The 12,229-nt window shown below is 52.6% G+C and carries 9 protein-coding genes; 6 read left to right on the top strand and 3 right to left on the bottom strand.

Annotation, left to right across the window (positions count from 1 at the left end; all coding sequences use genetic code 11):
• Nucleotides 1-82: 82 nt before the first annotated feature.
• From JW937_05765 to JW937_05775, 3 genes are read right to left on the bottom strand one after another with little or no spacing between them, the layout of a single operon-like run.
• The gene (locus JW937_05765; GenBank protein ID MBN1586922.1) at nt 83-2,680 is read right to left on the bottom strand and encodes a radical SAM protein; all 2,598 of its coding nucleotides are present in this window, start codon (nt 2,678-2,680) and stop codon (nt 83-85) included.
• On the bottom strand, nt 2,680-4,170 hold the full coding sequence (locus JW937_05770) for a hypothetical protein (protein MBN1586923.1): 1,491 nt from the start codon (nt 4,168-4,170) through the stop codon (nt 2,680-2,682). The genes JW937_05765 and JW937_05770 overlap by 1 nt, the downstream gene beginning before the upstream one ends.
• On the bottom strand, nt 4,148-5,344 hold the full coding sequence (locus JW937_05775) for an SPASM domain-containing protein (GenBank protein MBN1586924.1): 1,197 nt from the start codon (nt 5,342-5,344) through the stop codon (nt 4,148-4,150). The genes JW937_05770 and JW937_05775 overlap by 23 nt, the downstream gene beginning before the upstream one ends.
• Nucleotides 5,345-5,473: 129 nt before the next feature.
• Between JW937_05775 and JW937_05780 the strand changes: the two genes are divergently transcribed.
• Genes JW937_05780 through JW937_05805 form a run of 6 tightly spaced genes read left to right on the top strand, consistent with a single transcriptional unit; the run spans nt 5,474 to nt 12,154 of the window.
• Nucleotides 5,474-6,607: an SPASM domain-containing protein gene (locus JW937_05780; GenBank protein ID MBN1586925.1), complete on the top strand. Its 1,134-nt coding sequence runs from the start codon at nt 5,474-5,476 to the stop codon at nt 6,605-6,607.
• Nucleotides 6,604-7,725, top strand: coding sequence for a radical SAM protein (locus JW937_05785; protein ID MBN1586926.1), 1,122 nt, complete (start codon nt 6,604-6,606; stop codon nt 7,723-7,725). The genes JW937_05780 and JW937_05785 overlap by 4 nt, the downstream gene beginning before the upstream one ends.
• 59 nt (nt 7,726-7,784) lie before the next feature.
• Nucleotides 7,785-8,861 carry a twitch domain-containing radical SAM protein gene (locus tag JW937_05790; GenBank protein ID MBN1586927.1) on the top strand — a complete coding sequence of 359 codons (1,077 nt, stop codon included), beginning with the start codon at nt 7,785-7,787 and terminating at the stop codon, nt 8,859-8,861.
• The gene (locus JW937_05795; GenBank protein ID MBN1586928.1) at nt 8,861-9,982 is read left to right on the top strand and encodes a twitch domain-containing radical SAM protein; all 1,122 of its coding nucleotides are present in this window, start codon (nt 8,861-8,863) and stop codon (nt 9,980-9,982) included. Before JW937_05790 ends, JW937_05795 begins: the two co-directional genes overlap by 1 nt.
• Entirely contained in the window at nt 9,928-11,022 is a 1,095-nt protein-coding gene (locus JW937_05800) for an SPASM domain-containing protein (protein MBN1586929.1), read from the top strand. Before JW937_05795 ends, JW937_05800 begins: the two co-directional genes overlap by 55 nt.
• A gap of 1 nt (nt 11,023) precedes the next feature.
• On the top strand, nt 11,024-12,154 hold the full coding sequence (locus JW937_05805) for a radical SAM protein (GenBank protein ID MBN1586930.1): 1,131 nt from the start codon (nt 11,024-11,026) through the stop codon (nt 12,152-12,154).
• The last annotated feature ends 75 nt before the right edge of the window (nt 12,155-12,229 follow it).

A 12,229-nucleotide genomic window follows, 5' to 3' on the forward strand; every position in this document is an offset into this window, starting at 1 on the left:
GATAAACCAGATTGACTGGAAGATCAAATCACCGCTCTCGAAACATCGCGCTTGACCGGGAGCACTAATTGGCCGTGCGTATTCACACAATGATCTCCGAAACTCCTAATTTAAAGAGCTCGTTGCGCCAGGCCTGCTTTAGCTGTTCAGATTCTTCCGGCCCCCAAGACTCCAAGTATTGAGTATAGAAGGGATCTCCAACCAAATACGAAAATTCTCCCCCACGCCTAATTCGCTCCCGGTCCAGCAACTCCAACAGTTTGAAAAATCTCTCTTTGCGTTGTTCCAATTCAACCTGATCCGAACTCCATGTCCACCAATACTCCCAATCAAAATCCCTTACCACACCTTTCCGATCTGCCAAATACTTTTTGTTAGGAGAAAAACAATTCGCACTGACATGATCCAACACCCCGCTATTTTCACCAAGCCATTCGCAGCCCACTTCAAAATCCGTCTCGGTTTCTGTTGGGTACCCATAAATAAGCCAGATCCTGACTCGAACTCCTGCTTTGTGAAACATGTGTATGACTCGGTTCGTCATTTCTAGGTTGGAAGACTTTCCCATATCCTTCTGAACCCTTGTAGAAAAGCTTTCCACTCCTAGCTGCACTTCCTCCAACCCCGACTTCACCAGTTTGTAGACAAATTCTTGGGTAAGAAGCCGATCAATCCGTGTTCCATAAATAGACCAGGAAAACTGCACTGGGGAGCTGCACAATAAGTCAGCGAAAGCATCGAGCTCAGGAAAAGTTAAATGTGATATCAAAGAGTCGTCGTTCATCATGAATCTAGCGATCCCAAATTCCCTATAGTTTCGCATAACTTCCTCAAAGGCGTTCTTTCCGCTTCTTGTCCGCTGCGTTTTATGGTTCCATTTGTTCGTACAAAAAGTGCAGTTCAAAATACAACCTCTGGAAAACAGCAGGGGTAGTCCCTTAAACGTGTAGTCATCCAGGCTGAAGTCGCTGAAATCTGGAAACGGGATTTCATCAATTGGCCCAAGCTGCCCAGAGCCTGAATAAACCGGATTTCCATCCTTGTCCTTGGACCAGACTTGCGAAAGGGTCTGCGGATCTTCCCCACGATCAATGGCATCAACAATTCTTGGGAGCACAAACTCACCTTCACCCTCAATAACAACATCGGCAAACTCCAGGCAGCATAGGATGTTGTTCATATGCCCCTGAACCACGGCAGGCCCGCCGCACACAATCAAGACACCAGGACACTTCTGACGCAGAACCGTGACGACTTTTTCTGTGTTTCGAATATTTGAGTCATAGATAGTAAAACCCACTACACCTGGACAAGCTTTGGCAATTTCTGTCGCCCACTCTTCAACAAGCTCCGGCCTTGATTCGAGCTCCGCTTCAGCCATTTTGTCGCCCAAAGCACAAGCCATCAAAGACCGAAATCGAGGTGTGAAGTCAAAGCATTGGCATTCATATCCCTCTTGAATCAGGCTCGCCTTGAGATAAGCCAAACTTAGCGGCGGCGTATTCGTGTCAAACACGGGAACAAGACAGACAGCTGTCCGAATAGTTCTGCCTCCGGCCGGATTCTGTAGATCCCTGCTTTGAACCTTGATTCCTTCCTTTTTGGCTTGTTTTAGTGTTTGCGCAATCTTCTCATCCGGTAACCAGTGCGCACCTGAAAAGGCATTTTGATAAGGACAGTCACAGTAGTCACAGCGCGGATAATCTTCCAGAATCCCCTGCAGGTGAGCCACCCTCAGCTCCAAAGCTTTCTTCCCTGTGTAGATTTCGCGTAGCGACTGCTGATGCACATTGCCGATTTCCAGATCGCACTTCGTGTCAATGCAGCAGGGTGTGACTCGCCCATCCCAGCAAACCGTCAACTGCCAAGCCATGCCGCAGGGTTTCCTCTCCTGGGGGCCGGCTGGTTTCAATGGACCGGGTGATTCAGGATATTGTTCCATTAGGGTCATGCCCGACGTGTAGCAAGCACCGCGGTGCAGCTCGTCCGCGTCCTGCTGCCAGTCCGCTCCCACACAGGACTTAAGCCACACATAATCTTTGTGAATATACGGCGACCAGTCCGTACCCACCACATACCCAATCCCCCGCCCGTCTAACACAGATTCCCAGTGGTTCACAAAGTCAGAGGACCTCCCCACATTTTCCGGCATCACCACCATCTGGTAGATCAGATGGAGATTAGGCACGGCTCGCAGAGCACGCGCATCAAGCATGGAATGGATGTTCTCCAGCATCTGCCCGCTGCCCTTCATCCTTTTGACCTGGTTGACCCCGGCCTCGTCCAGAGCGTCAATCCCATAGTTGATGAAAAACTGGGCCTTGGGGTGTGCCTCGGCCCAGTCCAAGAGAATCTCCACATAGCGGGCATCCAAATGAGCCCCATTCGTGGCCAAGAGCATTTCGTCCAGGAAATCGTTCTGCATGGCGTACTTCAGCATCTGATCAAATTCGGGATGCAGAAAGGATTCGCCAAACCAGTACGGCCGGAAATCAATGCGCTCGGTGATCGTGCCGTCCGCCTTCATAGCGGCCAGATCTTCTATAACTCGCTTCCAGATCTCCAACTCCATAAAGCCCTTGGGCCTTCCGTGCGGGGACTCATCTGTGGTATGCACGCAATACTGACACTTGGCATTGCAGACATCTGTTGGCTCGACATAGACAGTCAATGTGGCCATCAGCGGCCTCCCCCAAATTCCCCATGTTCAAAGCTCTGCGTCAGATTGTCCCCAACCGCCTGCGCCAGCACCCAGTACCCTCTTTCGGAGCAATGTCCATCCTGTCCATATAGCTGTACTTCGGCCTCCTCCTGTTGGGCTTTGGCAAAAGCAAGGCTCGGATGCACTACCGCAACCCCCTTCTTGTCAGCAACTCTGGAAATAATCGCATTCAAATCCTGCTGAGGTTCCCAGAAGGGGTAGGTTATGAGAAGAGGTTCCGCGCCGGACTGCCGGCAAAGATCCACCATCCCTTTCAGATTACTCTCCAGAACTAGCGGAACGTTATGCTGAGCTGATAAGCGCGCCGCGTAAAGTCGCAGGAGCTCTTTCGGATTCCATCCGTAAGTGCGACACATTTCCTCGAGTTCGCCGATGACCTCCTTGACCTGATCGAGCGTCAATCTCTGGACCATAGATTCATCCAAAACCAAATCCAAGTAATACTCAACGTCCCCCTCACCCATGCCAAGAATGATGGCTTTAAAAACACCCCGGACCGCCCTGGTGGAATCTTGATAATGTCTGGCCAACAGCACCTCCAAACAATAGGTTTGAGAGGAACCCGCGTTCATGGCAATCACCTTGGCAAGCCGTGATTCCGCCTCATCAATATCTCCCGCGTCAAAAGCCGCCCAAGCAAGCTCCGTAAGAGGCCTGGCATCCTTGGGATGATGCCGCAAATATCGTTCGAGTTCCTTCTGCGCATCACTAACCGCGCCCACTTGACGCAGTCCACACGCAATTTCGAAACGCAACGGATCTTCCTCGCTCCGAAGTGCACTCAAAGCGGAAAACAATGCCTCTCGGGCCCTTCCCATATTGTGCCGCGCCAGCCAATACCAGTACTCGCTCATATGTGCCGAAACAGTGCCGTCATTGGGCGGCAGTCTCTTATCGGCTTTCTTCTCTTCCTGTTCGGCCAAAACTGGGCTGTGAAAATGAGGCCTCAGCAACTGCTTTAGGAGATATGCCGTCCTCCACCTCCAAGTCCAACCAGTCGACGTTGCAGTAGTGTTTGTCTGACTCAAGAGTTCCTTCGCTTCCCCAACTGAGGCTCTACTCCCCTGGTCGTTCAGCCCGGCCAAAATGCAAACAAACTGTGGACTACTTGATGCCAGAGTCCGCCGGAGAGCAACGAGATTTTGCGAGGAGTTCCATCCGGGAATGCCAGAATTGACGACTTCCCATTCATGCTCCGGCATTCTTTGGTTCAGAATCTTTTCGAGCTGTGTGGGATAGGCGGACTCCAACTCCTTGACTCCAATCCCTCGGGTAAATGAGTCTCCGATGCAGAGAACGGTCCTTCCCCTTTCTGCATCTCGCCCTAAACTTCGCTGTGACAAAACCTGCGACTGGGCAACAAAGGAAGAAACTTGCAAGGCTAGTTCGAGGACAACGCCGGCGAGCAGAACACCAACCAGGATGCTAAGAAGACGAAAGGGTCGCAACCTGATAGCCCTCCCCGATCCGTTTCAAAAAGGAATCGATCAGATCTTCACGCCCGATGTCCTTGAGGTATCTAAGGACGTGTTCTTTGGGAACCACACCGCCTGGCGGTTTGTAGCAGGTGGAACAAACTGCGTACTTGCTGAAGTTGCCCTGGATTTGGTCCAGCCGCATTTGGCGCAGCTTCTTTCCCCTCCATAGCTGTGCAAAACCGCTCTTGTAGGCATTTCCTAAACTCAATTCAAACAGCCGGTCTTTGCAGCAAGGCACAACCGTTCCGTCTTTGGACATGACCATCATGTTCCACAACTGAAAACACGGTTCCCGGGTATCCACTTCGCCACTAGGGTGTTCCTGCTGATCAGGTGAATCGGCTCCTTCCTCCCCTTCCAGAAGCAGGCCCACCCGCTGCAAGACCTCTTGATGATTCCGCCGGCAACGCATCACCAGTTCATAGTCCGGGTGATCCTCAACCCTGAAGAAAATCGCATCGCGATCCCGGAAATATTGCACATCACTGATCGTGGCAAAGGGCACATCGTAGGAGCGGAGCATGGAACTCCAGTGAAGCCAAAAGTCCTGCGCTTCCTCCTTATTGATATCCATGACCACAAATTGATAGGTCAGATTGGGCAGACGGAGGCCTCTCTCACGGCGACGGGCCAACAAATATCGAATATTGTTTTCCACTCTCAGGAGTTGATTCCCGTCCACCAGCCGGATGGCCTTGTAGGTTTCTGGAAGCAGCGCATCGATCGAAAGTGTGATGTTGATCTGCATGTCCTCATAGCCACCGGATTCGATATACTCCGCGTAGTCCAGAAGCACATCGGACACGGCGGGATCCATAAGCACCCCGTTTGTATTCATATGGAATCTGAGGAAAAACCGGTCCTGGCAGTTGGCATCAAAAAGATATCGGAGTATCTCCACCCGCTGGTGGTGAAGCATGGGTTCTCCCAGCCAATAGGGCGTGAAGGACTCAAAACGCATGTCCGAGGACCTCATCCCGTCCACAACCTTCTGGAATGATTTGAGATCCATGAACTCCCGCTCAAAGCCCTCCCCGTGCATATTGTCCACCTTGCGGCTCTGGAAACAGTAGGTGCAGGCCTGGTTACAGTAGTCGGTGATTTCAACGGAAAGGTTATTGCAGTGGAGATGATCGTGTGGCAATAGGGGCTCCTCCTTGACGGGCCATGCTCTTTTATATAACCTGGCTCATAGATACGCAACTTCTTGCCGCTTCACCGTTCTTGAATAGGCCCCGGCCCGTGGGGGCCGGACCTCACCCGAGCAGGCTTCGTGGAAATCACCTTTTCCGTTGAACTGACTGACCTGTGCAATGCCCGCTGCAATTACTGCATTATCGGGACCGGCCAAGCCCCGCATGGCACGCGCCTTGGTTACTTGAGCCTCGAAGACTTTCACCGCCTATTCGAACGCTTCGATGAATTTCTCGCTGATGCGGCCTGTACACCGGCCGAACACCCGGAAGTCTACCTGCGCCTCTGCGGCATTGGAGAGCCGACTCTCCACCGGGACTTTCTGGAATTCTTTGAGATTGCCATGGCCCAGCCGCATATTCGCCAGCTCGCCCTTGTCACCAACGGATCCTATCTCCCCAAAGAGCGCGTTGACGCTATGGCCGAAGTCATCCGGCGCCACCCTGAAGTCACGGTGGAAGTCCTGCTCGGACTGGACGCCGTGGACACCAGGGCCCAGCGCGCAATCAAGAAGGTTTCGAATATCTGGAAGGTCAACTCCGATGTGGAATATTTTCTGGGTTTGAAACGCCGGCACGGACTCGACAATCTGAAGTTCGTACTCCAACTCGTTGTGACCGACGAAAATCTCGACCAGGTGATTCCCTTCTGCCGTTTCTGGTCCCATGCGCTGCAGGAACGCGACTTTTCCTTCACACTCACCGGAGATTGGGGATATCTGGACCACATCCAGGACTATGACGCCTTCATCTGGATCAAGTGCCGCGATGCCGGCCCTGCGGAACAGCCTCGTTTCGACGAGCTTCACCGCTATGCCCTCGCGCAAATGGGAATCCCGCAGGCAGGCAACAAACCTTCTGCGCTTCCCCAAACCGTTCAGCAGCGTCACAGCGAGACAAACTCGTTGTCAAACTCAATCAAGATTTGCGGCGTCTTCTGGTATGGCATTAATGTGAACGCGGCCGGCGATATCAGCCCCTGCTGCATAGACAACGCCTTTGAACTCAAGATCGGAAATATCCGCGAAGCCCCTCTACCGGAAATTTACCGCGGCGAGATCATGCGCCGTATGCGATTGGCCCATATTCAAGGGGACTTTTCGGAAGTGCCGCTTTGCGCCGCATGCACCTCAGTCCACCGGTACAAGTATGTCTCGCGCGAGGCAGTCGAGCGCTATCTAAGCGCAGTGGGCGAGGAGCTTTCCGTCCCATGACAACGCTTCCGGATTGGGCCCCCCAGTACGATCTCGACCGTCCTCTGCACAACAAAGCTATGCGGAGTGTCTGTTACGCTCCGTTTACCACTCTGGATTTCGGACCCTTTGGAGACGTGATCGTCTGCTGCGCCAATCATGCTCAAAGGGTAGGCAATGTCCGGGAGCAAAGTTTGCGCGAAATCTGGCACAGCAAAGCAATGGAGGAACTCCGGGATGCGCTGACACAATACGATTTTTCCAAAGGCTGCGATCGCTGCGCATGGTATGTGGCCCAAGGCGATTTTAAGACCAGTTTTTCCAAGAAGGACGACGTGTACGACATTGGGCCTGAATGGATCAAGGGGCCTCTCAAAATGGACTTTCGATTGAGCAATATCTGCAACTTTGCCTGCATCATGTGCCACGGCGACTGCAGTTCCCGCATCCGCAAAGAAGTGCAGAAACTCCCGCCTATTGAGAGCCCCTATGCGGAGCCCTTTTTTTCACAGCTCAAGGAGTTTCTGCCCCGGCTGCAGTACAGCTGGTTCACCGGGGGCGAGCCTTTTCTGGTCGAAGATAATTATCGAATCTGGGACATGATGATCGAGTGTGCGCCCCAAATCCGCCTGCGCATTACCACCAATGGCTCGATTCTCACGCCTCGGGTCCAGGAGATTCTTGAAAATCTAACGTTGGTTGATTTGTGCGTTTCCATTGACGGGGCCACCAAGCAAACTTTCGAGAAGGTGCGACGCGGGGCGCATTTTGAAAAAGTGGTGGAGCATCTGGACTACTTTTCCGAATATTGCCGGCGCACCGGTGCCAATCTACGATTCAGCACTTGCGGCCTGCTGCAGAATTGGCATGAGCTGCCGGATATTTTTTTACTCGCCGCACGTTATGGCGCCAGTGTGTGGATGAACACGGTATTGCCCGGAGGCAACCATCACGCGGGCCCGGTCAGCATTCATGACGCTCCGCCGCGGCTTAAAAAGCGCATTTCCGAATTCCTGGCATGGAGCTACCCCCAGATCCAGGGCAGCATCGACGACCACAGCGACGGGAACTATCAGATGCTCATGAATACGCTGGGTGCGCCATTGGAGCCAGACGAGGCCGGAGCGCTGATTCTATGACTCTGCTAAAGACTAATTACATCCAAGATTGGATTTTAAAGTACGACTCCACGCGACCATTGCATAATAAAGCCTTTCGCTCTGCCTGCTACGCACCCTTTGTGAATTTGGATTTTTCACCCAACGGCGAGGTTTTAGTGTGCTGCGTCAATACCCGTTATGTTGTGGGACGTGTGCCCGATCAGACTATCAGTGAAATTTGGAGCGCTGAGCCCATCCAGCTCCTGCGCCAAGCTCTGAAGCAGTATGATTTTTCTTTGGATTGCGAACGCTGCCGGTGGCAGGTGGAGTTGGGAAACCTAAACGGCGTCTTTGCGAGAAGGGACGACCGTTTCCGTGTTACGGAAGAATGGCCCAAGGGCCCTCAAAGAATGGACTTCCGTCTGAGTAATATCTGCAACTATGCCTGCGTCATGTGCAATGGCGACTACTCTTCGGTTTTAAGGGCGCAGGAAGGCAGGCGGCCCTTTCCCAAAGTCTATGGAGACCCCTTTTTCAATCAGCTGAGGGATTTTATTCCCAATTTGAAATTCGCTATGTTCGGTGGAGGAGAGCCTTTTCTCATACCCGAACACCACAAGGTTTGGGACTTGTTCATTGAATCCGGACCGCACATCAAGTGCACAATCAACACTAACGCTTCGATTCTAAATGACACGGTCTGGCACTATCTGGAAAACATCCATTTTGAGAATATCGGCGTTTCCTTTGACGGCGCTACGGCTCACACCTTTGAGGCCGTGCGCCAGAAAGCTTCCTTTGAGCAAGTGTATTCCAACTTGAAGCAAATCAAGGCTCATGCTAACAAAAAGCGGCGTAAAGTTCACTTGGCCGTGTGCGTGACCCGGCAGAACTGGATGGAGTTTCCGGACATCGTGCGCTTGGGGGAAGACTTGGGCTGTCCGATTAACGTCAACCTGGTCCACCATCCACCCGATTGCAGTCTTTATGAACTCCCTGCAGACCAGATCCAAGAGGTTCACACCTATTTGGATCTGCATTTCAAGCGCCTTCAAAACCGCATCAGTCAGGAAAGCGCTGCGCATTACGGACTGCTTCTGGAAAGCCTTCAGGGCGCTTCCACTCAAAATTCACACCGGCCGTTTTTCTATAAACCTATCGCGGAGAAACAATAGTGAACCTGGCAACGCGTGTGGCATACGATCAAAATCGCAATTTTGACGGCAAGGCCTTCCGCGCAGCCTGCTATGCACCCTTCACAACTTTGGAATTCAACGTCAACGGAGAAGTGGTTGCTTGCTGGAAAAGCGCCCGCTACGTGTTGGGCCGGATTGGAGAGTCTTCGCTGGATGAGATTTGGAAAGGAGAGGCTCTGCGCAACATGCGAACCCGGCTTCTGAATTACGACTTTCCGGAAGAATGCGAGTGGTGCGCCTGGCAGATGAGAGCCGGGGATCTAACGGATATTCTCGCCCGCCGGTACGATTTTCTCGACGTGGAGCCGGAATCGCAATGGCCCCAGCAGTTCTACTTCAATTTAGGGAATGAATGCAACTACGCCTGTATCATGTGTAGTGGTGAGGTCTCCTCAGCCTATCGCAAACATATAGAAGGAAGGCCGCGGAAACCCATCATTTATACGAACCAATTCTTTGAGCAGCTTGACAGGTTTCTTCCGCACATCCGTCATGCCAGTTTTTTCGGAGGGGAGCCCTTTCTAACACCTGGCAACTATCGCGTCTGGGATCGACTCGTGGAGATAAACCCTGCTGCACGGATTCATATCAACACCAACGGGTCTGTTCTCAGCCAACGTGTAAAAGACTACCTTGGCCGGCTGAACGTGGGAAGTATGGCCGTTTCTATTGACGGCGCCACCAAAGAAACCTTTGAGCGCGTGCGCCGGTTTAGCAAATATGAGGTAGTCATGAAGAACTTGGAGTATTTCTCTTGCCAGGCCAAGGCCTTAGGATGGGATTTCCAGATCGTTGCCTGCGTTTTGCGTGAGAACTTCCATGAGCTGCCCCAAATCTACGAACTCGCGGTGCGATTGGGAGCACGAGTCACTTTGAACATGGTCACTTATCCGGAGGAGCACAGTGTCTACACCTTGCCACGTGACGAACGGCTGCACATCCACGTATACCTTCATAGAGCATACACACGACTAAGAGAGCAACTAAACCCGGCAAGTCAAATCTCATACGAAGGTCTCCTAAAGAGACTTAGCGGAGAAGAATCATGGAGCCTTGGGCCCCACAGTGGATCACTGAATACGACCGCAACCGCGATCTAAGCCAGAAACCCTTTCGCGCGGCTTGCTATGCGCCGTTTGTCTCGCTCGAGTTCGGGCCGCGCGGGGATGTCCGTGTCTGCAGTCTGCGCCGCGGCGCTGGCGTCGGGGATATCCGGTACCAGACAATCCAGCAGGTCTGGAACGGTTTCAAGATGGACCAGCTCCGCACCTACCTCAAACACTACGACCTCTCCAGCGGTTGCGACCGTTGTCGCTGGTATATTGATCAAGGCTCCTCGGACATCCCGGCAAAACGCAGCTACGATTGGATCCCCATTCCTTCCGGCTCCCTCATGCCGCGCCGTTTTACCTTTCGTTTGGCCAATACTTGCAAAGTAAGGTCTGTGCTGTGTGCCCCATATTCGTGTTCGGTCTTATCGGAGGACGCCGGGGAGAAGCCGGATCCGCGCAATCCCTACGGAGAGTCGTTTTTTCAGGAGCTTCGGGAACTGTTGCCCAATACGCTCCAATGTGATTTCCAGGGTGGGGACGCCTTTCTCATCGAACCTCACTACCGCATCTGGGACCTGCTCATCTCTCAGCGATATGAAGCATCCATCAGCGCATTTACTTATGGAACCCATCTGGACAAGCGCGTCCAGTCGTATTTATCGGCCCTAAACTTTTCCGATCTGGTAGTTCCGTTTTTTTCGCTCGACAAAACCCGCTTTGAAACTCTCTGTCAAGGCGCCCGCATGGAAGAGGTGACCGCCACGCTCCGTCTTTTTGCCGAGTATGCTCAAGAGCGCCCTAACTCCAGAAAGCTGTATCTCCAGTTCCCCATTACTCGAAACACTTGGAGCGAATTCGCAGGCATGCTCGAATTTGCGGAGCCTCTCAACGCCCAGCTGGAAACTTACGTTGTAAGAACACCCGGGTCCCTTTGTGCACTGGATCTTCCGGCGGCAGACCGAATGGAGATGCTCCAAGTCCTCGCGAAGGACTTGGAGCGCCTCGAGGGCAGAGTGCGCCCGAGTAATCTATCCCGCTTAAAGGAGTTTATCCAATTGTTGGAACACTCTGCGAAGAAGGTTGGCTGATATGGAATCCTGGATCCTCGATTTTGATAGGCGTCGCGACTTTTCAGCAGTCGGGTTTCGATCCGCGTGCTACGCGCCCTTTGTCAGCATGAATTTCACGCCTTGGGGGACTGTGCAGGTTTGCTGCGAGAACAGTGACTACATTATTGGCAATGTGGCCGAGGACACATTGATGGATCTGTGGAATGGCCCTGCCATCAACCAAATCCGTTCGCACTTGGTTCGATATGAATATGGGATGGGGTGCGAAGGATGCGCCAGGCTGGCAAGGATGGGGGCCTATCCCTATTCTTTCCACTACGAACCCGCCAATGCCCCCACGCTCGTCCCTAAGTGGCCATATATAATGGAATTCCGGCTCACCAATGATTGTAACTTCGCCTGCATTATGTGCAGCGGGAGTTACTCTTCACAAATAAGAGCCAAGAGGGACAAACTGCCTCCTCTTCCCCGCGCTTACGGAGACCGCTTCTTCGAGGAATTGGAAGAATTTGTGCCTCATTTGAGACATACCGTTTTTGCCGGCGGCGAACCCTTGATTATCCCCGAGCATTTTCGTGTCTGGGACATCATGCTTCGCACTAATCCTAAGTGCACCGTGACGATCAGCACCAACGGGTCCGTGGTCAGTGGTAAGGCCCTCGACTATATGCAGCAGCTTCATGTCAATCACTTGGATGTCTCTGTGGACGGAGCCACCAAGAAGACCTTTGAGGCCATACGTCCCCGATCCTGTTTTGAAAAAGTCATGGCAAACTTGGGGCCGCTTTCAAAAATTCCTAAGCGAATTAATGACATTTTCTCCTTGACTCTGTGCGCGATGCCCCAGAATTTTTTTGAGATCAAAGATATCTTCCTGCTTGCCGAAGAATACGGAGCGCACGTGTATATTAACCTTGTGAGAGTGCCCAATTCTTGCAGTCTCGCATCGCTTGCCCCGAAAGAGCTTGAAACTGTTTTCCGCACACTGGATTCGGATTTCTCCTCGATCGCGCCCACCCTAAGCCCATTCAACAAAGAGCGCTTTTTGGAATTGCTGAGCGCGGTCAAGCACATGAGGGCAGGGCAAAACCCGGTAGGCCTGAGTGCCGGTGTCCCGGATACGCCCACACCCGCGCCCGTGCTACCGTGAGGCCGGATCCGGCAGGCCTTGTGCGCCCTGGGGCGATCCCTTATGATGTTAGCCGTTCTAGCCTGAACATCGGAG

The organism is Candidatus Omnitrophota bacterium (assembly GCA_016929445.1).
In the GTDB taxonomy this organism is placed as follows: Bacteria; Omnitrophota; Gorgyraeia; order JAFGIU01; family JAFGIU01; genus JAFGIU01.